22 protein-coding genes are annotated in these 22,350 nt (G+C 56.6%); 17 read left to right on the top strand and 5 right to left on the bottom strand.

The genetic code is table 11. The features are described 5' to 3' along the window. Positions 1-105 precede the first annotated feature (105 nt). Complete coding sequence (locus NQ495_RS10830; RefSeq protein WP_040294342.1) at positions 106-801, bottom strand: tetratricopeptide repeat protein; 696 nt, start codon at positions 799-801, stop codon at positions 106-108. A gap of 147 nt (positions 802-948) precedes the next feature. Here NQ495_RS10830 and recF point away from each other — a divergent pair, with 147 nt between their 5' ends. Continuing rightward, positions 949-2,082 carry a DNA replication/repair protein RecF gene (gene recF, locus NQ495_RS10825; protein WP_009133278.1) on the top strand — a complete coding sequence of 378 codons (1,134 nt, stop codon included), beginning with the start codon at positions 949-951 and terminating at the stop codon, positions 2,080-2,082. Positions 2,083-2,358: 276 nt separating this feature from the next. Further along, the gene (locus NQ495_RS10820; RefSeq protein WP_009133277.1) at positions 2,359-2,652 is read left to right on the top strand and encodes a DUF721 domain-containing protein; all 294 of its coding nucleotides are present in this window, start codon (positions 2,359-2,361) and stop codon (positions 2,650-2,652) included. Between the two features lie 233 nt (positions 2,653-2,885). On the opposite strand, the gene NQ495_RS10815 is transcribed toward NQ495_RS10820, so the two are convergent. From NQ495_RS10815 to NQ495_RS10805, 3 genes are all read right to left on the bottom strand, one after another. Continuing rightward, a complete protein-coding gene (locus NQ495_RS10815; RefSeq protein WP_009133276.1) occupies positions 2,886-3,575 on the bottom strand; it encodes an FKBP-type peptidyl-prolyl cis-trans isomerase in 690 nt (229 codons plus the stop codon). Between the two features lie 123 nt (positions 3,576-3,698). Beyond that, positions 3,699-5,090, bottom strand: a complete 1,392-nt coding sequence (gene nhaA / locus NQ495_RS10810; RefSeq protein ID WP_009133275.1) for a Na+/H+ antiporter NhaA — start codon at positions 5,088-5,090, stop codon at positions 3,699-3,701. A 16-nt stretch (positions 5,091-5,106) separates the two neighbouring features. Next, positions 5,107-6,150, bottom strand: coding sequence for an agmatinase family protein (locus NQ495_RS10805; RefSeq protein ID WP_009133274.1), 1,044 nt, complete (start codon positions 6,148-6,150; stop codon positions 5,107-5,109). 704 nt (positions 6,151-6,854) lie between these two features. Between NQ495_RS10805 and NQ495_RS10800 the strand changes: the two genes are divergently transcribed. Next, on the top strand, positions 6,855-7,895 hold the full coding sequence (locus NQ495_RS10800) for a 4-phosphoerythronate dehydrogenase (protein WP_009133273.1): 1,041 nt from the start codon (positions 6,855-6,857) through the stop codon (positions 7,893-7,895). 158 nt (positions 7,896-8,053) lie between these two features. Here the strand turns inward: NQ495_RS10800 and NQ495_RS10795 are convergent, their stop codons facing one another. Then, entirely contained in the window at positions 8,054-9,187 is a 1,134-nt protein-coding gene (locus tag NQ495_RS10795; RefSeq protein ID WP_009133272.1) for a uroporphyrinogen decarboxylase family protein, read from the bottom strand. A 213-nt stretch (positions 9,188-9,400) separates the two neighbouring features. Between NQ495_RS10795 and NQ495_RS10790 the strand changes: the two genes are divergently transcribed. From NQ495_RS10790 to rny, 14 genes are all read left to right on the top strand, one after another. Beyond that, positions 9,401-10,519, top strand: a complete 1,119-nt coding sequence (locus tag NQ495_RS10790) for a quinone-dependent dihydroorotate dehydrogenase (RefSeq protein ID WP_009133271.1) — start codon at positions 9,401-9,403, stop codon at positions 10,517-10,519. A 117-nt stretch (positions 10,520-10,636) separates the two neighbouring features. Next, positions 10,637-11,905: a competence/damage-inducible protein A gene (locus NQ495_RS10785; RefSeq protein WP_009133270.1), complete on the top strand. Its 1,269-nt coding sequence runs from the start codon at positions 10,637-10,639 to the stop codon at positions 11,903-11,905. A 227-nt stretch (positions 11,906-12,132) separates the two neighbouring features. Then, the gene (locus NQ495_RS10780) at positions 12,133-13,614 is read left to right on the top strand and encodes a potassium/proton antiporter (protein WP_009133269.1); all 1,482 of its coding nucleotides are present in this window, start codon (positions 12,133-12,135) and stop codon (positions 13,612-13,614) included. 94 nt (positions 13,615-13,708) lie between these two features. After that, entirely contained in the window at positions 13,709-13,942 is a 234-nt protein-coding gene (gene rpmB, locus NQ495_RS10775) for a 50S ribosomal protein L28 (RefSeq protein WP_009133268.1), read from the top strand. A 19-nt stretch (positions 13,943-13,961) separates the two neighbouring features. Beyond that, the gene (gene rpmG / locus NQ495_RS10770) at positions 13,962-14,144 is read left to right on the top strand and encodes a 50S ribosomal protein L33 (protein ID WP_009133267.1); all 183 of its coding nucleotides are present in this window, start codon (positions 13,962-13,964) and stop codon (positions 14,142-14,144) included. A gap of 9 nt (positions 14,145-14,153) precedes the next feature. Then, on the top strand, positions 14,154-14,309 hold the full coding sequence (locus NQ495_RS10765) for a DUF4295 domain-containing protein (RefSeq protein ID WP_009133266.1): 156 nt from the start codon (positions 14,154-14,156) through the stop codon (positions 14,307-14,309). Between the two features lie 248 nt (positions 14,310-14,557). After that, positions 14,558-15,511, top strand: a complete 954-nt coding sequence (ftsY, locus tag NQ495_RS10760) for a signal recognition particle-docking protein FtsY (RefSeq protein ID WP_009133265.1) — start codon at positions 14,558-14,560, stop codon at positions 15,509-15,511. A 311-nt stretch (positions 15,512-15,822) separates the two neighbouring features. Next, positions 15,823-16,281 carry a DUF2867 domain-containing protein gene (locus NQ495_RS10755; RefSeq protein WP_009133264.1) on the top strand — a complete coding sequence of 153 codons (459 nt, stop codon included), beginning with the start codon at positions 15,823-15,825 and terminating at the stop codon, positions 16,279-16,281. A gap of 151 nt (positions 16,282-16,432) precedes the next feature. Next, a complete protein-coding gene (locus NQ495_RS10750; RefSeq protein WP_009133263.1) occupies positions 16,433-16,978 on the top strand; it encodes a hypothetical protein in 546 nt (181 codons plus the stop codon). Positions 16,979-17,032: 54 nt separating this feature from the next. Continuing rightward, positions 17,033-17,932 (top strand): DUF4919 domain-containing protein, encoded by a 900-nt coding sequence (locus NQ495_RS10745; protein WP_009133262.1) that lies wholly within the window; start codon positions 17,033-17,035, stop codon positions 17,930-17,932. A 36-nt stretch (positions 17,933-17,968) separates the two neighbouring features. Next, positions 17,969-19,303: a 30S ribosomal protein S12 methylthiotransferase RimO gene (gene rimO, locus NQ495_RS10740; RefSeq protein ID WP_040294137.1), complete on the top strand. Its 1,335-nt coding sequence runs from the start codon at positions 17,969-17,971 to the stop codon at positions 19,301-19,303. A gap of 193 nt (positions 19,304-19,496) precedes the next feature. Next, positions 19,497-19,784 carry a hypothetical protein gene (locus NQ495_RS10735; RefSeq protein WP_009133260.1) on the top strand — a complete coding sequence of 96 codons (288 nt, stop codon included), beginning with the start codon at positions 19,497-19,499 and terminating at the stop codon, positions 19,782-19,784. 20 nt (positions 19,785-19,804) lie between these two features. After that, complete coding sequence (locus NQ495_RS10730; RefSeq protein ID WP_009133259.1) at positions 19,805-20,098, top strand: cell division protein ZapA; 294 nt, start codon at positions 19,805-19,807, stop codon at positions 20,096-20,098. A gap of 289 nt (positions 20,099-20,387) precedes the next feature. After that, positions 20,388-21,920, top strand: a complete 1,533-nt coding sequence (gene rny, locus NQ495_RS10725) for a ribonuclease Y (protein WP_009133258.1) — start codon at positions 20,388-20,390, stop codon at positions 21,918-21,920. The last annotated feature ends 430 nt before the right edge of the window (positions 21,921-22,350 follow it).

The following is a 22,350-nucleotide window of genomic DNA, read 5'->3' as shown; positions in this document are numbered from 1 at the left end:
GGGGAAGGCAACCTTCATTGGTCTGTTATGCTGCACTCTCAACGGTTCGCATCCTCGATGAGACGCGTCCCGGTCGCCCCGGCTGCCTTGCAGCGCGCCCCGCAGTTAAAGCTGTTCGAGACGGCCGATATATTTCTGGATGTCGCGTGCCTCCATACTGCCGGCATACGACCCGCTGATCGTCTTGTAGGCCTCGAGCGCCTTAGCATTGTCGCCCAGCTTCTCGTACACCAGACCGATCTTCTTCAGGTAATAAGGCGCGGTCAGCCCGTTGTCGCTCGCACCGATGGCCTTCTGGTACATCGAAGCGGCCTCTTTGTAATTTTGCAGCTGTACGCATGCATCGCCCTGCAGGCCGTAGTTCTGCGCTTCGAGCAACGCACCGGGGACTCCTTTCGGGGCGCTGTATTTCTTCAGGTGCGCCAAAGCCTCCTCGTACTGGCCCAACTGCAGGTAGCAGATACCGGCATAATGCTGGGCGAGGTTCCCCTGGGGCGTCGAACCGTATTTGTCGATCACCTTCAAAAAGCCGTCGAAATTGCCGTCGCCGTTCAGCGCGAGGTTGAACGAGTCCGCAACGAAGTGCTGCTCAGCCATGAACATCATCGAGGCTGCCTTTTCGGCGCGCGGGCCGGCAACGAAATATTTATAGCCGTAGAAGCCTCCGACAATCACAAAGACCACGATCAGCGCGATGAGCAGTTTGCGTCCGTTGCGCATGATAAAGTTCTCGGTGTTGCCGATCGCCGACTGGATCTTAACTTCGGGATCGAGGCTTTCCTGTGCCTTCTTGTCTGCCATAATCTGTTGAAAATTAAATTTGGAAACTGATTGGATTTTGCAAAAGTAACCTTTTTTCATCAATTTAAAACAGTTTCCGGAGATATTTTCATTTCTTTGTGAAAGAAAAACAGGCGGCACCCCGTCCCCGAAAGCTTTTCCTGAAAGATGCACCTGAACCGACTTTCCCTGCTCAATTTCAAAAACATCCGCGAGGCGCAGCTCGATTTTTCGCCGCGCATCAACTGTTTCGTGGGGGACAACGGCACGGGCAAAACGAACCTGCTGGACGCCATCCACTACCTGTCGATGTGCAAAAGCGCTTTCGGCCTCTCGGACTCTCAGTGCGTGCGCCACGGCGACGAAGGGTTCGTCGTCAACGGCATTTACAGCACTCCGACCGGCCGCAACGAGACTATCGTCTGCACCTACCAACGAGGCAACGCGAAAAAACTGAGCCGCGGCGGCAAAGAGTACGAAAAACTCTCGGACCACATCGGACTGCTGCCCATCGTCATGATCGCCCCGTCGGACACGGCGCTGATCAACGAATCGGGCGAGGAGCGGCGGCGCTACCTCAACAGCCTCATCTCGCAACTCGACCGCGACTACCTCTCGGCACTGATCCGGTACAACCACATCCTGGCCGAACGCAACAAATTGCTCAAGAACCAGGGCTCTGCGAATTTCAACGAAATACTCGAAGTGTTCGACATGCAGCTCGCCGCGCTCGGCACCGCGCTCCACAAACGGCGCAGGGAGCTGATCGAAGAGCTGGCCCCGTTGGCGGCACAGGCTTACCTGAAGCTCTCCGAAGACCGTGAGCAGGTGGAGCTGACCTACCGCTCCGAACTGAACGAGACGCCGATGGACGAACTGCTGCGCCTCACGCGGACGAAAGACCTCGTGAACCAGTTCACTACCGGCGGCGTGCACCGTGACGACATCCGCATGAGTATCGGCGGCTATCCGCTGCGCAAATACGGTTCGCAGGGACAACAAAAATCTTTCCTCGTCGCGCTGAAACTCGCGCAGTACGACATCGTCGCCGCACACTGCGGCCACCGTCCCATCCTGCTGTTGGACGACATCTTCGACAAGCTCGACATGCAGCGGGTCGAACAGTTGATCGGCATCGTTTCGGACGAACGCTTCGGACAGATTTTCATCACCGACTGCAACAAGGTGCGGCTCGAAGGCATCCTGAGCGGCAACCGCTGCGACTATACGCTTTTCAGTGTCGCCGACGGCACCGTCGCCGCACCGCAACCGGAACTGTCCTCAACGGGACAGGAGCCTTAATCGACCGGAGGCCCGAATGACCGGCTGACTTTGTTGAACAGGGCGACAGACCTTTCAGGGGCACTAGGAGTCCTCCTTACAAGATTTAGACAATACCCTATTTCTGATTACAATACCCTAAGAATCGCAGCCGGGAAGCGGGCGTCGGCTCGGATAAAAAAATCATCGCCGGCTAACACGATCACAGACAGACAGACAGACAGACAGACAGACAGATAAACCGGCATCCCCCCGACCGGCGCTTGCAGGAATACCCCTGCAGCAAACGAACCGACCATGAGACGCAAAGAACCCATACGTATAGGAGAGGCGTTGGACGAACTGTTCAAATCCACGCCGACAATCGCCCGGAAGATCGCCGAGGCGAAGATACCCGACCGCTGGCCGCTGTTGGTAGGATCCGTGATCGCCTCTTACACGACGCGTATGGAAGTCAAAAACGGCCGGCTTTTCGTCTACATCAGCTCCTCTGTGGCACGCAACGAAGTCTTCATGCGCCGCGCCGTCCTCAAGGAAGAGATCAACCGACTTTCCGGACTCGAGGTCATCTCGACGATTATCGTCAAATAAACCACTCCCGCATCCACACATCGCAATGCCATGCAGTACCGCGCATGCGATATGTGCGTGCCGTGTTGTGCCGCGACATACCATAGCCCAGCCACGCTGACCGCCATGCCTGCAAATAAAAAAACGCAATAAAACAAGGCGGGAAGACTTTAACAGTCTTCCCGCCCGAATGAATTACGCGTCACGCGGACCGCCCCGGAAATTCATCTCCGCTCCGGTCGTTGGAGCCGCAATTATTTCTTAGCTTTGGTCGAATCGCCGGGGATCACGTCGATCACCTTGACGTTGAACTGGAGCGCCTCGTTCGGGCCGATGGCCTGACCGGCACCGCGTTCACCGTAAGCGAGTTCCGACGGAATCCACATGTTGATCTCACCGCCCTTGCCTACGAGCTGGATACCTTCGGTCCAACCCGGGATCACCTGATTGACTGCGAATTTAACGGTATCATTACGCTCCTTAGAAGAATCGAATACCTTGCCGGTCTTAAGCTTGCCCTCGTAAACGACGCGAACCGTGTCGATCGCTTTGGGTTTGGCGGCTTCGTCGCCCGGGGTCACGATCTCATAGATCAGGCCCGATGCCGTTTTCTTGGCGTTGGCGTTGTTCTTCTCTGCGTCCTGCAGGAACTTCTCGCTGGCCTCTTTTTCCTTTTTGGGCTTACGCACCATGAAGTAGTCGCGCATGAAGTTGTAAGCCGCCTCGCGGGTCATCGTCGTGGTATCGTTGGCAAGAACGGCCTTAATGCCGGCTGCAATGACGTTCACGTCCAGCGTGCTGTCCACCCCTTTGACATAATTACCGAAGTCGAGGCCTACGGCATAAGCCAGCGAATCCTGTTCGGTCTTGAGGCTTCCGGCACCGGTGCCGCAGGAGCTGAACACAACAGCTGCAACCGCACCCAGAATAGCAATTTTTTTCATCTTTTACTGCAAATTATTGTTAATGAATATGAATTGAGCGGAACAAAAACCGTGCAGCGCATTCCCCACCGCCCGGCGTCACAAGTGCAAACATAAGCAAATTAAGCGAATCCCGAACATTTTTTACGAATTATTTTCAGCGGCATAAACGCTGCCCGGCCCCTGAACCACCGTACGGGTACGCCGCAGGGCCAGCTGCAAGCCCACCAGGCCGACCACGGCCGCCAGCGTCGAAGCCGCGAGGATCGCAATCTTGCCCGAGGAGACGTAAACCGGATTATCGTAAGCCAGGTTATCGATGAAAATCGACATCGTAAACCCGATACCGGCCAAACAGGCCACGCCCGCCAGGGCCTTCCAGCTCACACCGTGCGGCAGGCTGCCCAGGCCGAGGCGGTAGACCAGATAACTCATCAGCATGATGCCCAACGGTTTTCCGACCACGAGCCCGAGAATGATGCCGAGGCCCTGCGAACTGTACAGGATATGCAGGTCTTCGGCTCCGGCGAACTCGACCCCGGCGTTGGCCAGCGCGAAAACCGGCATGATAAAAAACGCCACCGTATGGTGCAGCGAATGTTCGAGCCGCTGGGCGGGACTGATCGTCCCGGCAGTCACTTTCCGCTTCGTCAGCAGTGTTTTGAGCTGCCGCGGATTGCAAAGCACCTCGACTCCGGCACGGTCCTGCCGGCGGAACTCGTTGATGAAGTGGCGCGTTTTGCGGATGAAATAGGGTTTCGAATAGCGCGGAACGGCCGGAATGGTCAGCGCGATCAACACGCCGGCGATGGTCGCATGCACGCCCGAATAGAGGAACAGTATCCAGAGTACGATACTCGGAATAAGGTAGAATTTCATCGCATAGACATGCATCCGGTTGAGCAGGATCAGCAACCCGAATACGGCTCCCGCCGCGATCAGCAACGTAAAATCGATCTCGGTGGAATAGAACAGCGCGATCACCAGAATCGCCCCGAGGTCGTCGACGATCGCCAGGGCCGTCAGGAAGACTTTCAGCGACAACGGCACCCGGTTGCCCAACAGCGACAGCACACCGATGGCAAATGCGATATCGGTGGCCATCGGAATACCCCACCCCGACGCATAGTCGTTACCGTGATTGAAGACCAGGTAAATGGCTGCCGGAAACAACATTCCGCCGACGGCCGCCGCGATGGGCATCGCCGCCTGGCGGGGACTCGACAGTTCGCCGGCGATAATTTCACGCTTGATCTCCAGTCCGACATAGAAAAAGAAGATCACCATCAGCCCGTCGTTGATCCAGTGCTCGATGCTCTTCGACAGGGCGAATCCGTCGAAGCCGATCGTGAAATGACTCTGCAGGATGCCGTAGTACCACCCTTTGGTCGCGGGCAGGTTGCCCAGCACGAGGGCCAGCACCATGAATACCACCAGCATCACGCCGCCCGCCCACGGGCTGTGCATAAACCAATAGTAGCGTTCCGAGAAGTTGAAAATTTTACGCCGCGTGGCAAAACTTACGTTATGGGCCATATATTTACTATAAGTATTAGCAGGATTTGAGGGTCAGGTTACACAATTTGTACAAGACCCGTGCCCCGACGTTCGCATCCCATTCGCCGTCGCGCGACGGCCCCACTTCGCACAGGTCGAAGCCGACGATCTCGCGTCCCGACTCCACCACGGCTGCGAGCAGGTAAACCGCCTCGCGGAACGACAGACCGCCCGGTACCGGCGTGCCGGTATGCGGACAGTTGTCCGGGCTCAGCCCGTCGATATCGAAGCTGACATAAACCTGCCGCGGCAGCGCTGCAACGATCCGGTCGCATACCGTGCGCCACGTCTCACCTTCGAACTGCGCCGCCGCCAACTCGTAGTCGGTGAACTGCACCACCCTTTCGTCGGCACGGGCCACCTCCAGCTCCTCGTCGCAAAAATCGCGTATGCCCACCTGCACCAACGCCCCGACGCCCGGGGCCTCGTGCAGCGCATTGTACATGATCGACGCATGCGAATAAGTGAAGCCCTCGTAAGCTTCGCGCAGGTCGGCATGCGCATCGACATGCAGGATGCCGACGCCGGGATACCGCCCGGCCACCGCCCGGATTAGCCCGAGCGGCACGCTGTGGTCTCCGCCCACGACCCCCACTTTTTTCCCCGCATCGAGCCATCGTTTCGCCTCGCCGTAAACATAGTCGTTCAGCTCCGCCGACGCTTCGTTGATGCGCCGCAGGCGGCGCTGCATCAGTTCGGACTCGGGACTGCCGCCGCCCTCCAGGTGCGACATCACGCGCAGCGCCTCCTGCCGCAGCCGCGCGCTGCGCGGCTGAAGGGTATCGTCCATCTCGAGGGTGCCGATCCCGCGCTCCCATCCGCCGGGATAGTGTATATCATAAAGGTCTACCTGCATCGACGCATCGAGGATCGCATCGGGTGCGGAAGCCGTCCCGCCGCCATACGACGCCGTGACCTCCCACGGTACGGGCAGCAGCACGAGCTGAGCCTCTTCCGGCGTGAAAGGCAGTCCGAAATAACAACCGTTGTTGATGCCCGGAGCATTCGGATCGAAATCCGCAGCCACATTTTTTTCCATATATCGATTCGGTTATGTTATCTGTTTTTATTTTCTTGTATCGGTTTTACAGGACATGGCCGCGCGCCTTTTCCCGCACGGAAAACTCACGGACACTCCGGTCCGTACATCGCGCGCAGGGAAATCTCCCGGAACGGCAGAATGAGTTCAAAATGCCGCATTCCACCTCCCCGTCCATGCCATACCCGCGTTCTTTATCCGAACTCCCGGCAATAGATGCCACGGGTGCAGCAATACACCCGGCACTCTTTCTCCACCGGTTGCGGATAAAGTCCCGATCAAGCTTCCCGGGTCAAATTCCGGGTTAAAGATAAGAAAAGTTGCCGATATGCGATTTTTTCCGCACCCCTGGCCGTGGATTTCAACAGGTTACCGTCCCAAACGCCCTCCGGGGCGATTTTATAGCCCGTTCCGTCACAATATCGCCCGAGGGGGTTGCGTTATATAGGCAGATTCCGGGTATCGTTGGGAGAACAGAGGCCGGGAGTCCGTTTTTCATAATCAATACATTAAGTTGGGTGGCCACCGCCGCAGACTTTCGGTCCGCGGCGGTGGTTTTTATTGGTCTTAGATATTGGGAGACAAGACAATGAGACGAAGCGGAATTGCCGCCGGATAACAACGTGCGAAAGTTATTGCTAACTTTGCGGTAACGGGACGTTCCGCTCAACCGCCGCCCGCTCCCGGCCAAAACCCGACAAAACATGCAAACCAAACCGCTGATCATAGCCGACCGCGACATCCCTTTCCTGGAAGGGGTGCTCGAACCGTACGCCGAAGTGCGTTACCTGAAAGGAAGCGCCATCACGGCCAACGATGTGCGCGGGGCCGAGGTGCTGATTACCCGCACCCGCACCCGCTGCGACCGCGCCCTGCTCGAAGGTTCGCGCATAAGGCTGATCGCCACCGCCACTATCGGCTTCGACCACATCGACACGGACTACTGCCGCAGTCGCGGCATCCGCGTCACCACGGCGGCCGGATGCAATGCGCGCGGGGTACTGCAATACATCATGGCCGTACTGTGCCGCCTCGGAGCGGAACCGGGCTGGCAGCCATCTGAACGGACACTGGGAATAGTCGGCGTAGGGCACGTGGGTTCGCTGGTCGAAGAGTACGGACGGTTGCTCGGTTTTCGCGTCGTGTGCTGCGACCCGCCGAGGATGCGCCTCACCCCGGGTTTAGGTTTCCTGACACTGGACGAACTGTTATCCCTGAGCGATATCGTTACGCTGCACGTCCCGTTCACGACCGAAGGCCCGGATAAAACGGCAGGAATGGCCTCCGGGGAGTTCTTCGCCCGGATGCGCCCCGGTTCGGCTTTCATCAACTGTTCGCGCGGGCCGGTGATGCAGGACGGCCCGCTGCTCGACGCGCTGCGTAAAGGACATATTACGTACGCCGCCATCGACACCTGGAACCACGAACCGGGAATCGACCGAGAACTGTTGGCGAGGGCTTTTTGCGCCACACCGCACATCGCAGGCTATTCGGTGCAGGGCAAGGCCGCCGGAACGGCCGCCGTCGTCCGGTCGGTGAGCGAGCTTTACGGATTACCGCTGACAGAGTGGTATCCGCCGCAGGTCACCCCTACCGTACCGGACCGGTCGGTCACATGGGACGGTTTGCAACGGAGCCTGCCGCGTTATTTCGATATCGAAGCTGAAACGACCTACCTGAAACAACACCCCGAACGGTTCGAAGAGCTGCGCAACAACTACCCCTACCGCACCGAATATTTTTAATCCGGTCCAGGATCGGCATCCACCCCAGGCAGGCATCACAACATCCCGACACAGCCGGTCATTCCCAATACAAAAATCCCCGTACGCCGCAACGCCGGGGATTTCTATTACAGCAGATTTACCGGTGAGGAATTTTACATTCCTCCGGGCAGGACAGATCAGAACAATTTGGACATGTTGATGGTGGTCGCATCGCGCCCCTCGCTGATCGCCAGGATCGAGTCGTCCACCTCTTCGGTGAGGCTGCCCGCCGTCCGGTACATCGCAAGGATGTTTTCGAGCGGCGTACCCACCTGGATCGCATGCGACGGACCGAGAAACAGGCCTCCTTCGGGAAAAAGCCGTTTGCGCCGTTCCACTTCGCGCACCACATCGTCTACCGTGCCGAACGCGAGCGTACTCTGGACGCAGACGCTGCCGCAGAAATTGATCTTGTCGCCGAAATCCTTTTGCAGCACTTCGATATCCATCTGCGGAACGGTCGGCTGCACCACATCGTACACGTCGAGCCCCAATTCGATCAGCCGCGGCAGGAACGCGCGCACGCAACCGCACATGTGCATCATCGTGCGGGCGCCGTAACCGTGCACCATCGAGAAATAGGCCTTCAGCTTCGGCGCGAAGTGCTTGTCAAAAGTGTCGAAATCGATGATCTGCGCGATCTGGGTGCCGAGGTCCTCGCCGATATGGGTGAAATCGACCAGTCCGCCGGCCGCCTGCAATACCCGCTCGTGCATCTCGTAGTAAAAACGGAAGCGGGCCTGCATAATATCGAGGTAGACCTCGTTGTCGGTAATCAGGTCTATCAGCACCTGCTCGGTGCCCCGCGCCCGGGCGATGCTGTTGATGAAATCCATATCCCCGGCCGTTCCGAAGCAGACGGCGTAGCCCGCATCGCGGATCTGTTCGCACTGCGTGCGGACGGTCGAGTAGTCGAACCAGTCGGACGACGGAAAATGAGAGCGGTCGAGCTCTTCGAGCTTGTCGATCCCGGCAAAGGGCAGGTAAGAGGGCTCGAGGTACTTACCCCCTTCGAACTGCGCGTATTTGTAACGCTCGCCCCAGTAACCCTCCATGCTGCCGTCGGGAAAAGTGCGCAGCTCCGGCCCCGTGTAAGGCAGTTCCACATAGCGGAAATCGTCGCCCACCACGCGGAGCAGCTGTTCCATATTCGTCAGCCCGAAATGGTCCATAATCATCTGGTTCACCTCGGGCGTACCCTCGTGTTTGACCGGGATACGATCGTATCCGGTGCGGTTAAAGGCCCCCAGGGCCCGTTCCCTTCCTGTCATGGTTAAAAGTCGTCGTTTTAGGTTTGAAAAAACCGGAACCGGACCACCCCTTTCGGGGCGGGAACCGGCTACCGTCCATTTGCCGAACGCTAAGATAATCAAATTTTGCGGCTGCGGCACACTTTTCGAAATCAAAACCGCGCTGAAAGGGGCCCGAATAGGATATTCTCACACATTTATATATCTTTGCCAAAGATTTCACATCATCCGACCATGTATAAGCAACTGATCCGCCCGCTGCTGTTCCAGCTCCCTCCCGAAACGATCCACCACCTGATTATGGCGGCGATGCGCGTCCTGCACTATATTCCCGGCGGACGCCTGCTGCTGCGGATGTTCTACACGACACGACACCCGTCGCTCGTGCGCGAGGTGTTCGGCATCCGTTTCCCGAATCCGGTGGGACTGGCCGCAGGCTTCGACAAAGACGCCGAGGTGTATGAAGAGATGGCATCGCTGGGCTTCGGGTTCGTCGAGGTCGGCACGATCACGCCGCTCGCGCAGCCCGGAAACCCGAAACCGAGGCTGTTCCGGCTGCCGATGGACCACGCGCTGATCAACCGCATGGGTTTCAACAACCAGGGCGTGGCGAGCGCCGTGCACCGACTGCACCGCCGCAACCGCTTCTACCACCGGCGGCATCCGGTCGTGCTGGGCGGGAACCTCGGCAAAAACACGCTGACCCCGAACGAAAAAGCCCCGGCCGACTACCTGCGCCTGTTCCGCAGCCTGTACGAATACGTCAACTACTTCGTCATCAACGTGAGCTGCCCGAACGTAGCGAACCTCTCGTGCCTGCAAAACAAGGAACACCTCAAAAAACTGCTCGAAGGGCTGATCGACTTTCGCCGCGGACAGAACCACTACCGCCCGATCCTGCTGAAAATTTCGCCCGACCTGAGCGACGAACAGATCGACGAAATGATCGAAGTGCTGGTCGAAAACGGGTTGGACGGTATCGTGGCGACGAACACGACCACCAGCCGCCAAGGGCTGCTGACCCCGTCGGACCTCGTGGCCGAGATCGGCAACGGAGGACTGAGCGGCGGCCCGCTGACCGATCGTTCGCTCGAAATGGTACGTTACATCCATAAAAAGACCGAAGGACGCTTCCCGATCATCGGGGTGGGCGGAATCATGACCGAGGACGATGCCGTGGCGATGCTCGAGGCGGGCGCGAGCCTGATCGAAGTTTACACCGGCTTCATCTACAACGGGCCCGGCTTTGCCAAACGCATTTGCAAGCGCCTCAAGGAAGAGGCTGTCCGCAAGGAACACGCGGCACGCGAAGCCAAAGCGGCCGAAAGCCCCGACACACGCAACACCCTATAAAAGTTACAGAGACGGCGCATTGGCGCCGTTTTTTGATAAACGGCCGACGGGTTCCATACGGCATTAACTTAACCGGGAACACGATATATTCACACAAGGGACTCATTCAAAGCTACTATGCAGGCAGAAATTATCACCATCGGCGACGAACTGCTGATCGGACAGGTCGTCGACACCAATTCGGCATGGCTGGGCCGCACGCTCGGCGAAGACGGAATCAAAGTAACGCAGATCACCTCGGTACAGGACGATGCGGACCAGATCGCGCGGGCCGTGAACGAAGCGCTCGCACGGGTAAGCATCGTGCTGGTCACCGGGGGACTCGGCCCTACCCGGGACGACATCACCAAACATACGCTCGCGGAGCTGTTCGGTATGAGGCTGGTCCGCGATGAACAGGTGTATGAAACGGTCCGGCGGCAACTGGCCGTACGCGGAATCGCATTCAACGAACTGAACCGGGGGCAGGCGCTCGTGCCGGACGGCTGTACGGTACTGCCGAACCGCAACGGTACGGCCCCGGGAATGTGGTTCGAGCGCGGCAGGAAAATATTGGTGTCAATGCCCGGCGTACCGTTCGAAATGAAAGCGCTGGTCACGGACGAAGTACTGCCGCGCCTGCGAACGCACTTCTCGCTGCATGCGAACGTTCACCGCACCGCGATCACCTTCGGACTGGCCGAATCGATCCTCGCCGAGCGGATCGCGCCGTGGGAAGCGGCGCTGCCCGCGAACCTGCGCCTGGCTTACCTGCCCAGCGCGCTCTGCATCCGGCTGCGGCTTTCGGCCTACGAAACCGATCCGGAGAAGGCCCGCAGCGAGATCGGCCGGCAATTCGACCGGCTGACCGGCCTCATTCCGCACTACCTGGTCGGATACGGCGACGACACACTCGAATCGGTGACCGGATCGCTGCTGCGCAGCCGGGGCGAGACGCTCGCTACGGCCGAATCCTGCACGGGAGGCAACATCGCACACCGTTTCACCGCGATGCCCGGAGCCTCGGACTACTTCCTGGGAGGCGTAGTGGCCTATTCGAACGAGGTGAAAACCGCGCTGCTGGGGGTCGATCCCGACAGCCTGAACCGATACGGCGCCGTGAGCCGGAGCGTCGCCGAACAGATGGCGGAAGGGGTGCGCCGCGCGACAGGCGCCACATACGGCATCTCCACGACCGGCATCGCGGGTCCCACGGGCGGCACGCCCGGTAAACCCGTCGGGACGGTCTGGATGGCCGTCGCCACGCCGGAAGGGGTACACTCCCACTGCCTGGTATTCGGATCGGTACGCGCCCAGAACATCGAACGCTCCTCGTCGAACTGCATCAACCTGCTGCGGCTGCAACTGCTGGGTTTCGGAGAGCCGCCCCTCAGCGACAACATCTGACGTTTCGTCCGTTTTATCCCGCATAGTGTCCTTTCGGATAACACGTTCCGAAAAAAACACGATTTTTGCTTATATTTGCAGGAACCGGTCCGCCTCCCCGCTTTTTCCTTAATTCAATTAAGCAAAGGGATTTCCTCGTAAGTACAGGTGCAGACACCAGTCAGGTACCGATAAGGGGACCTCCCGGGACCGTACGCCCGTATATCCATCCGAAAACCGACGCAAATATGACCCTCGACACCGGAAACATCCTAATGGTAGGTTCTATACTACTCTTTATCAGCATTATAGCCGGAAAAGCCGGATATAAATTCGGCGTCCCGATGCTACTGCTGTTCCTCGGGGTAGGCATGTTTTTCGGCAGCGACGGCCTCGGGATCCAGTTCAACAGCCCGTCGGCCGCACAATTCATCGGCATGATCGCCCTCAGCATCATCCTGTTTTCGGGCGGCATGGATACCAAATATTCCGAAATCAAACCGGTCGCGGTGCCCGGTATCATCCTCGCCACGCTGGGCGTCATGCTCACCGCACTGCTCACCGGCGGACTGATCTACTGCATCTCGGGCATACTGACCGGCGTCCCGAGCCTCACGTTCACCGAATCGCTGCTGCTGGCCTCGGTGATGTCCTCGACCGATTCTGCATCGGTCTTTTCGATCCTGCGCTCGCGCGGCCTGCGCCTGAAAGAGAACCTGCGCCCGCTGCTCGAACTCGAGAGCGGGAGTAACGACCCGATGGCCTACATGCTGACGATCCTGCTGATCCAGATCATCCAGTCGGGCGATATGAGCTTTTCGCAGGCGGCGCTGATGCTGCTCCAGCAATTCGCCGTAGGTGCGGTGGCGGGTTACCTGCTCGGACGGCTCGCGCTGCATGTGATCAACCGGCTGAATATCGATAACGAGGCACTGTACCCGATCCTGCTGGTGGCCTGCGTCTTTTTCATCTTTGCCTTCACCGACCTGTGTAAAGGAAACGGCTACCTAGCCGTCTACCTGGCCGGACTGGTGATCGGCAACCGCAAGATGCTGCACAAAAAGAGCATAGTCACCTTCTTCGACGGCTTCGCGTGGTTGTTCCAGCTGATTATGTTCCTGGCGCTGGGACTGCTCGTCAACCCGAAGGAGCTGTTACCGGTAGCCGGGATCGGCCTACTCGTAGGCGGTGCGATGATCCTGCTGACACGCCCCCTCAGCGTCTGGCTCTGCCTGCTGCCGTTCCGCAAGATGAGCGGCAAGGCCAAAATCTACGTTTCGTGGGTCGGGCTGCGCGGAGCCGTGCCGATCATTTTCGCCACCTATCCGCTGCTGGCGGGCATCGACCATGCGCACCTGATCTTCAATATCGTCTTCTTCATCACGATCCTTTCGCTGCTGATCCAGGGCACGACGGTCAACTATTCGGCGCTGCTGCTCGGCCTGGGCAAGGTCGTCACAAAGAAGAAAAAAGAGTTCGGTATCGAACTGCCCGACGAGATCAAATCGACGATGCTCGAACTGGACGTCACCCCCGCGATGCTCACCGGCGGAGACCGGCTCATGGAGATCGACCTGCCTGACAATACGCTGGTCGTCATGGTCAAACGACAAGGCAGATTCTTCGTCCCCAGCGGCAACACCCACCTGACGGCAGGCGACAAGCTGCTGCTGATCTCGGATTCGGCCGACGACCTGAAGGCGCTTCGGCAGAAACAAATTGCAGGTTAGAGGCAGTTTCAGCGGTAAAAAGTTGTGATTAACGATAATTTTCGCTAAATTTGTCGCTCCTTTTGGAGTAACTACATTAAAAACGCATTGTCGTATGAAAATTTGTGAAATCACGGGTAAGGTGGCGCAGGTCGGCAACAACGTCTCCCACTCGAACAAGAAGACCAAAAGGCGTTTCAATCCCAACCTGAAAACCAAACGCTTCTGGAGCGAAGAGGAAGGCAGATGGATTACGCTGAAGGTCAGTGCCGCCGGCATGAAAACCATTAACAAAAAAGGTCTGTCAGTAGCCCTGAGGGAAGCTGCCGCACCCCGGAAAGTGTATTAATTAACAATCCCGAAACATCATGGCAAAAAAAGGTAACAGGGTGCAGGTGATCCTCGAGTGCATCGAACAGAAAGAGAGCGGGATGCCGGGCATGTCGCGCTACATCACCACCAAGAACAAAAAGAACACCCCCGACAGGATGGAACGCAAGAAGTACAACCCGATCCTGAAACGAGTAACCGTTCACCGCGAAATCAAATAAGGTTGAATCATGGCAAAGAAAGTAGTCGCAACACTCAAAACCGGCACTGGTAAAGCGTTTACCAAGTGTATTAAGATGGTTAAATCCGAAAAGACCGGCGCTTACGCATTCAAGGCCGAGATCGTTCCCAACGAACAGGTTAAGGATTTCTTCGCGAAAAAATAGGCGAAACCGCATCTTAATACAAAAAGCTCCTTAATATTTAAGGAGCTTTTTGTATTTTTGAGGGCCCTGTGGCAGCAAACCGTTACCGGGGGCAATCCGAGAACATGAACCCGAGTTGGAAATAGGCCAGGGCAGGTAAACCGACCTGCCGGAATGTGCACAGCGGAAACCGAAACCTACGACCGGAACCAACCCGGCGGCCCGCAACCTGCTTCCGGCGGTAAATTCAAACAAGTATAAAAATCACGATGGGACTATTCAATATTTTCTCGAAGAAAGAGAACAAGGCCGACCTCGACAAGGGCCTGGAAAAGACCAAGGAAGGCGTCTTCTCGAAACTCGCGCGTGCCGTGGCCGGCAAGTCGAAGGTCGACGAGGAGGTGCTCGATAACCTGGAAGAGATACTGATCTCCTCGGACGTGGGCGTCGATACGACCGTGCGGATCATCGAACGCATCGAACAGCGCGTAGCCGCGGACAAATACATGAATACCGCCGAGCTGAACGCGATCCTGCGCGAAGAGATTACCGCGATGCTGGAGGAGAACCGCGACGCAGAAGGCGCACTGTCGTTCGAGAAGCGGAACGGGCAGCCGTTCGTAGTGATGGTCGTCGGCGTCAACGGCGTGGGCAAGACCACGACGATCGGTAAGTTGGCCGCACAACTGAAAAAAGCGGGCAAGAAAGTATACATCGGCGCGGCCGATACATTCCGCGCCGCAGCGATCGACCAACTCGGCGTCTGGGCTGAACGCGCGGGCGTCCCGATGATCCGCCAGGAGATGGGCTCCGATCCCGCTTCGGTAGCCTTCGACACGCTCCGTTCGGCTGTCGCGAACGACGCCGACGTGGTACTGATCGACACGGCAGGGCGTCTGCACAACAAGATCGGCCTGATGAACGAATTGACGAAGATCCGCAACGTCATGGCCAAAGTGATTCCCGATGCACCGCACGACGTGATGCTGGTGCTCGACGGATCGACGGGCCAGAATGCTTTCGAACAGGCAAAACAATTCACGCAGGCGACACAAGTGACTTCGCTCGCGATCACGAAGCTCGACGGCACGGCCAAAGGCGGCGTGGTGATCGGCATCAGCGACCAATTCAAAATCCCGGTACGCTACATCGGCGTGGGAGAAGGAATCGACCAGTTGCAGGTATTCGACCGCAAAGAATTCGTGGACAGCCTTTTCGGATAGACCCCACAGGCCCCGAACACGCAAACACAAACACACCACATACGGGTAAACCGCGCACAAACACATAAGCGCACAGGCACACCGCATCTGCAACACCCGCAATACTCCTGATTCTCGCGGCAACCGTAGCATCCGCAGTAACTGCAATACTGGTTCCGTAACACTGGCGACACTCATAATGCCCGGGATAAACAATTAGGGTATGACAAACAACAGGTCTCGCAGGTTCGCCAAAATGCAGACGGCAAACGGCCGCCAGGCAAAACCCAGGTGACAAAAGCCGGCCAAACAAAAGGGGAAAAGATCAAAAGATGGTTACCGAAAATTCAGCAGTACCGGACAAATCGCTGCTGGCACAATACCTGCCGGCAAACTATACGGACGCTTACAGCAAAGAGGTGTCCGGCCGGGATGAAACCACACCGGAGGAACTGATGCAGGCTATTTTCACCCACCCTTCCCCACTGGCCGGAGCGCTGATGAAACTCCGGAACATACTGGTCAAGCCGTTCGGGCTCGAAACCGGCAGCCTGGAAAAACAGGTCGCAAACCGCATACTGTGCCGATCGGACCGGGAAATCGTAATCGGGATGAACGACAAGCATCTTTGGTTCGCCGTTTCGCTGCTATGCGCGCCTAAAAACGGCGGAAGCCAACGTATTACGGTGACTACGATCGTCAAATACAACCGCGCACTGGGAAAAGCATACTTCTTTTTCGTCCGTCCGTTCCACCGCCTGCTCGTGCGCAGATCGTTGGAAAAATTATAACTGCCGCCACCGGCTCATCGTAACCGTACAAGAAGCACCCGTCGCAAAATCCGAGAAACAGGTTTTCCGCCGGACCGCAAACGCCGGGACTGATATAAATATTGCAGACGCCGTAAAAGCACATTATCAAACACATAAAAAGCCACACGACATGCATAAAACGACACGCCTTCCTTGGATAGCAACCTCGCTCTGCCTCGGATTGCTGCTGGCGGGATGCGGTCCGCAACAACAAAAGAATGCCGCACAAAATACCGATTCAACCCCTATTGCCGCGACGAATACCGCCGGTTCAACGGGTGATACCCCGGCTACCGCAGGCACTCCCGCAGAAACAGCAGCTGCGGCACAACAAATGCCCGGCAGCGACCGCGACGAACACGGCTGTATCGGCTCAGCCGGTTACCAATGGTCGCAAGTGCAGAAAAAGTGCATCCGGATTTTCGAAGCGGGCACCCGGTTGGTATCGGCAACCGATCCGAACGCCACGCTGGCCGCCTACCTGGTTTTCGGAAAAGATTCGCTCCAGTCGGAACTCTTCCTGCCCGGCAGCCGGGAATCCTACCTGCTGAACCGCCGGAAAACTTCCGACGGCCACCGATGGAGCGCCGCCAGCGACGGCACGCTCACGGTGGGACAGGCCGACGGAAAATGGAACGCTGAACGCAGCGGCAAAGCCATCTACCGGCAGCAATAGGTGCGTCCGCACCCAAACTAGCCTTCACCTGAGCTTTCAACTAATTTCTGAGTCATGAAATTCATTATTTCGATTTGCGTTTGGCTGTCCCCACTGCTCTGTTGTGCCCAAACAATTCAGCACAAGGATCAGCCCGCAGTACAAAACCCAGTTTTGGACGATCCGGCACCGATGCCCCACGACGACTCCCTGCGAATGGCATATACGCTGGAACAACGAGCCAAATTCCCATATGCACAAGACAGTACGTTGGACATGAGAGTCTGGGGAATCGCTGCGCAAAACGACAGCCTGTTCCAGTACCTCACAGACAAGTTCAAAGTCATCAACGAATCGGACTCGGTATTTCACGAAGATGTCAACAACCTAATGATCCTCTATTACGGATATGCATACCGCGACAGCTACGGCCACATGCCAGTTACCGAAATAAAAATCAACCAACTACTCCAACAAGGCAAAACAGAGGACGCTTTCGACCTATGCGAAAAGACCCTCGAACAGGCTCCCGCATCTCCCCATATCCTGATATTGGCGGCCAATCTGGCACAAAAACTCGGCACCAAATCCTCCAAAGAGCTCGACTCCTATTACGCACGGTTTTTCACTTGCCTTTCGGCCATGCACTGGCTGGGTAATGGTAGTGCAGAAGTTCCTTTCATCGTAGTCAATGTATCCGATGAATATGCCTTTTTATACTCAATACTCAAAATACAAGGCATCGAATCCCAAGAGTTAATTCACAGGGAAGACGGCACTCCCTGCGACAGAATAGTCCTGCGGGAAGACGATGCCCGCAGAACCGGATTAACCGAAGTTTGGTTCGACATTACTTATCCCATGCGGGGTTTGGCTAAGATTTATGAGACGAACTCGCCTGCCCGGCAAAAATCGAAACCTAAGATAAGAAATAAAAAACGCCACCTTTCAAATAACAATAACACCGCACAATAAAACATGTGCAGGCAAAGTTCCTTCGGATCCTCTCGTATGAAAAAAAAGATCATCAACGTAGTCACGCTCGGCTGCTCGAAAAATATCGTCGACTCGGAGCACCTGATGGCGCAGTTACGCCGCAATAATTTCGAAATCAAGTTCGACTCGAACACGACCGATGCAAAAATCGTCGTCGTCAACACATGCGGTTTCATCGGCGACGCCAAAGAGGAGTCGGTGAATACGATCCTCGGCTTCGCGAACGCCAAAAGCACCGGAGAGATCGACCACCTGTTCGTAATGGGCTGCCTGGCCGAACGCTACAAGAAGGAACTGGAGCAGGAAATTCCGGAAGTAGACCGTTATTTCGGGGTGAACAACCTCGCCGACATCGTCGAAGCGGTCGGAGGACGCTACCGCGACGAACTGACCGGAGAACGCCACCTGACCACACCGCACCATTACGCCTATCTCAAAATATCAGAGGGCTGCAACTGGGGGTGCGGGTACTGCGCGATCCCGCTGATCCGGGGCCGACACGTCTCGGTGCCGATGGAACAGCTCGTCGCCGAAGCGGAGGGATTGGCCCACAGCGGAGTAAAAGAGCTGATCGTCATCGCACAGGACACGACCTATTACGGGTTGGACCTTTACGGTGAACGCAGGCTCGGCGACCTGCTGCGCAGGCTTTGCCACATCGACGGAATCGAATGGCTCAGGCTTCACTATGCCTATCCGGCCCAATTCCCCGATGACGTGATCGGCGCAATGCGCGATGAGCCGAAAATCTGCAAATACCTGGATATTCCGTTCCAGCACATCAGCGACAGCCAGCTCAAAAGCATGCGGCGCGGGTTGGACAAAGCAGAAACCTATGCGCTGGTGGAAAAAATGCGCCGCGAGGTGCCCGGCATCGCGCTGCGCACGACGCTGCTGACGGGTTATCCGGGAGAAAGCGAACAGGATTTCGAAGAGTTGCTGCAATTCGTCCGCGACATACGTTTCGAGCGGCTCGGCGTCTTTCCGTACAGCGAGGAGGAGGGCACCTATTCGGCGACCAAACTGCAGGACGACGTACCCGAAGAGGTCAAACAGCAGCGGGCCGACCGGATCATGGAGCTGCAAAACGAAATTTCGCGCGAAAACAACCTCCGTCGGGTAGGCCGTACCGAGCGGGTGATCCTCGACCGCCGCGAAGGCGACTACTGGATCGGCCGCACGCAGTACGATTCGCCCGAAGTCGATACCGAAATACTGATCTCAGCCTCCGAAACAGGGAAATCCGTCCGAGAAAATACCGGCGACAGGACTCTCTCCGCTGGACAGTTCCTCGATGTCAGGATCACCCGAGCGGATGACTACGACCTTTACGGTATCCCGAAACCGTAAAAATCCTGCCGCTGGCCCGGAGGCCCGGCGGCCAAAAGCGGCGACAATTTTTTACGCACCAACTGCATCGCCAAATCACTAATAATCAGAACAAACGACTAACCACCCGACCGAACTCCGGCACGGGGCATTGGAATATTCGTAATAATTTGTTACTTTTGAATGGGGAATTTTAAACTTTGAACATCCGCCCGTGGAAAGCAAAGCAGTCATAGCCTCGCTGAAGGAGAAGGTCGGCAAATTATTGGCCGATAACCGGATGCTGCGCGCCGAACTGAAGAAACTCGTGGCCGAGCGCGACCGCACCGCTCTCCAGAAACGGAATGCCGAAGAGAAAATCCTCGCTTTGGAAAAACAGGTGCAAACGCTCGAAACAGCACGCGCCTTTGCGGGTTCCAAAGCCGACAACCGAGCGGCAAGGCTGCGCGTCAACCGTCTCATCCGTGAGATAGACAACTGCATTGCCCTGATGAACAGGTAAAAAAGCACTATAAACGCACGATGTCCCGGACAAGGCGCATAACGGTCAAAATAGCAGGCAAAGAGTACGCGATGACTGTGCCTCAGGACGACGAAGAGAAATATCGCCGGGCTGCACGGGAGATCAACGAACTGATCTCTGCCTACAAAGGCAGCTTTGTGGCCGAACCGGAGGATTACCTCGCGATGGCAGCCATGCAGGTGGCGGTTAACAAAGTGAACCTCGAAATGGACCGGGCAATGAGCGACCAAATAGACGCGCTCGACGAGATTGGCCGGGAAATTGATAGTTACCTGAACGACATCAAACAGTAACACCTACGTTCTTTACATAGACCAGGAACAAGCCCGCACGGATTCCTTTTTAGCTTTGCGAAACTCAACACTTTAAAAATTGGGGTCAAGCTCAGTAATTCAAAAACAGGCCTTACCCTCCTTCGGGAGGTTTCCCGCTCCGCGGGGACGTTGGACGTTTGCGAGTAACGGCAGCCCCACACATGACGAGATAGGAGCTTCGTCAAACAGAAAGAAGGGAAAACCCGTGCGGGTATTTTTTATTGCAACCTTAACCCACTTATATACTTTTATTTAACGACCAACGGACATGAGCATACTTATCATCGTATTGATTGCCCTCATCGTCATCACCGGCGTATCGTCATATTTCATTATCTCGAAGGCCATGGCCCGCAAAAGCGCGATATTGAAGGAGGCGGAAGCCGAAGGTGAGATGATCAAGAAGGAACGTATCCTTCAGGCAAAAGAAAAATTCATCCAGCTCAAAAGCGAACACGATCGTGTCGTCAACGAGCGCAACCAGAAGATAGCGCAGAGCGAACAGCGCGCCAAGCAACTCGAAAGCACCCTGCACCAACAGCAGGAAGAGCTGAACAAGAAGATCAAAGAGCAGGAGACCCTGCGCGGCCAACTCGAAACCCAACTGCAGGGGATCGACCGCAAGAAAGAGGAGATCGACCGCAAAATCAAGGAGCAGAACGTACGGCTCGAGCAGATCAGCGGCCTGAGCAGCGAGGATGCGAAAAATATCCTGATCGAAAATATGAAGGCCGAAGCCAAAACCGAAGCGCTCGCCTATGTGAACGAAGTGATGGAAGAGGCCAAGATGACGGCCGGCAAGGAAGCGAAGAAGATCGTCGTACAGACGATCCAGCGCGTCGCCACCGAAGCGGCGATCGAAAATTCGGTAACGGTGTTCAACATCGACTCGGACGAAGTCAAGGGCCGTATCATCGGCCGTGAAGGACGCAACATCCGCGCGCTGGAGGCAGCCACGGGCGTCGAGATTATCGTCGACGACACCCCCGAAGCGATCATCCTCTCGGGCTTCGATCCGGTGCGGCGCGAGATCGCACGGCTGGCGCTGCACCAACTGGTGACCGACGGCCGTATCCACCCGGCCCGCATCGAAGAGGTGGTAACCAAAGTAGAAAAACAGATCGAAGAGGAGATCATCGAGGTAGGCAAACGCACGACCATCGACCTCGGGATACACGGGCTGCACCCCGACATGATCCGCCTGATCGGCAAGATGAAATACCGCTCGTCCTACGGCCAAAACCTGCTGCAACACTCGCGCGAGACAGCTAACCTGTGCGGCATCATGGCGGCCGAACTGGGCCTCAACGTGAAACTGGCGCGCCGCGCCGGTCTCCTGCACGACATCGGCAAAGTGCCCGACGACGAGCCGGAACTGCCGCACGCAATCATCGGCATGCGGCTGGCCGAGAAATACAAGGAGAAACCCGAAGTGGTCAACGCCATCGGCGCACACCACGACGAGGTCGAGATGAACAACCTGATCGCACCGATCGTACAGGTGTGCGATGCGATTTCGGGCGCCCGCCCGGGAGCACGCCGCGAAGTGGTCGAGTCCTACATCAAACGACTCAAGGAGATGGAAGACATGGCTATGAGCTACCCCGGCGTGATGAAGACCTATGCTATCCAGGCGGGACGCGAGCTGCGCGTAATCGTCGGCAGCGAGAAGATCTCGGATCAGGACGCCGACCTGCTTTCGCACGATATCGCCAAAAAGATTCAGGACGAGATGACCTACCCGGGACAGGTGAAAATCACCGTGATCCGCGAAACCCGCTCGATCAGCTACGCGAAATAATACGTTGCAGGACTCTTCTGCCAGGATACTGTTGTAGCCTTACGTTTACAAGCTTTCACCTACAAGATATTCAGGCAAAAGCAGTCATCCATTTATTTACCCCCACAAGCTCCCTCCGCCGCGAGGGAGCTTTTTTTGCATAAAAAACCGTGATTTTATTTGGATTGTAAGGTTTTTTCTTGTAAAATTGTCGTTATCATGTTCAGTAGCGCATTCGATACATATTTCTCTCTGCAGGGTGGTTGCGGCCGCAAGGCCTACTATGCTATTACCCTGACCGCCGCTACAGCTACCACTACCCCGTTCCGGGGTCGATAGAGTAGTTATTTCCAATTACATATGATGTATGTACAGTCCTGCTCTGAGCAGGACCGGCGGAAGCGTCTTCACCGACGGCCGCCCCATCTCAAAAACCAGCGGAACCCCTCTC

The sequence above is a fragment of the Alistipes indistinctus YIT 12060 genome (genome assembly GCF_025144995.1).
Taxonomy (GTDB): Bacteria; Bacteroidota; Bacteroidia; order Bacteroidales; family Rikenellaceae; genus Alistipes_A; species Alistipes_A indistinctus.
The sequence above is the reverse complement of the archived record's forward strand: the minus strand, read 5'-3'. Positions and strand labels throughout refer to the sequence as shown.

What these genes read in the sequence shown, in the direction of transcription:
- NQ495_RS10830 (WP_040294342.1), bottom strand. Translation starts at nt 801, where the DNA reads ATGGCAGACAAGAAGGCACAGGAAAGCCTCGATCCCGAAGTTAAGATC.
- recF (WP_009133278.1), top strand. Translation starts at nt 949, where the DNA reads ATGCACCTGAACCGACTTTCCCTGCTCAATTTCAAAAACATCCGCGAG.
- NQ495_RS10820 (WP_009133277.1), top strand. Translation starts at nt 2,359, where the DNA reads ATGAGACGCAAAGAACCCATACGTATAGGAGAGGCGTTGGACGAACTG.
- NQ495_RS10815 (WP_009133276.1), bottom strand. Translation starts at nt 3,575, where the DNA reads ATGAAAAAAATTGCTATTCTGGGTGCGGTTGCAGCTGTTGTGTTCAGC.
- nhaA (WP_009133275.1), bottom strand. Translation starts at nt 5,090, where the DNA reads ATGGCCCATAACGTAAGTTTTGCCACGCGGCGTAAAATTTTCAACTTC.
- NQ495_RS10805 (WP_009133274.1), bottom strand. Translation starts at nt 6,150, where the DNA reads ATGGAAAAAAATGTGGCTGCGGATTTCGATCCGAATGCTCCGGGCATC.
- NQ495_RS10800 (WP_009133273.1), top strand. Translation starts at nt 6,855, where the DNA reads ATGCAAACCAAACCGCTGATCATAGCCGACCGCGACATCCCTTTCCTG.
- NQ495_RS10795 (WP_009133272.1), bottom strand. Translation starts at nt 9,187, where the DNA reads ATGACAGGAAGGGAACGGGCCCTGGGGGCCTTTAACCGCACCGGATAC.
- NQ495_RS10790 (WP_009133271.1), top strand. Translation starts at nt 9,401, where the DNA reads ATGTATAAGCAACTGATCCGCCCGCTGCTGTTCCAGCTCCCTCCCGAA.
- NQ495_RS10785 (WP_009133270.1), top strand. Translation starts at nt 10,637, where the DNA reads ATGCAGGCAGAAATTATCACCATCGGCGACGAACTGCTGATCGGACAG.
- NQ495_RS10780 (WP_009133269.1), top strand. Translation starts at nt 12,133, where the DNA reads ATGACCCTCGACACCGGAAACATCCTAATGGTAGGTTCTATACTACTC.
- rpmB (WP_009133268.1), top strand. Translation starts at nt 13,709, where the DNA reads ATGAAAATTTGTGAAATCACGGGTAAGGTGGCGCAGGTCGGCAACAAC.
- rpmG (WP_009133267.1), top strand. Translation starts at nt 13,962, where the DNA reads ATGGCAAAAAAAGGTAACAGGGTGCAGGTGATCCTCGAGTGCATCGAA.
- NQ495_RS10765 (WP_009133266.1), top strand. Translation starts at nt 14,154, where the DNA reads ATGGCAAAGAAAGTAGTCGCAACACTCAAAACCGGCACTGGTAAAGCG.
- ftsY (WP_009133265.1), top strand. Translation starts at nt 14,558, where the DNA reads ATGGGACTATTCAATATTTTCTCGAAGAAAGAGAACAAGGCCGACCTC.
- NQ495_RS10755 (WP_009133264.1), top strand. Translation starts at nt 15,823, where the DNA reads ATGGTTACCGAAAATTCAGCAGTACCGGACAAATCGCTGCTGGCACAA.
- NQ495_RS10750 (WP_009133263.1), top strand. Translation starts at nt 16,433, where the DNA reads ATGCATAAAACGACACGCCTTCCTTGGATAGCAACCTCGCTCTGCCTC.
- NQ495_RS10745 (WP_009133262.1), top strand. Translation starts at nt 17,033, where the DNA reads ATGAAATTCATTATTTCGATTTGCGTTTGGCTGTCCCCACTGCTCTGT.
- rimO (WP_040294137.1), top strand. Translation starts at nt 17,969, where the DNA reads ATGAAAAAAAAGATCATCAACGTAGTCACGCTCGGCTGCTCGAAAAAT.
- NQ495_RS10730 (WP_009133259.1), top strand. Translation starts at nt 19,805, where the DNA reads ATGTCCCGGACAAGGCGCATAACGGTCAAAATAGCAGGCAAAGAGTAC.
- rny (WP_009133258.1), top strand. Translation starts at nt 20,388, where the DNA reads ATGAGCATACTTATCATCGTATTGATTGCCCTCATCGTCATCACCGGC.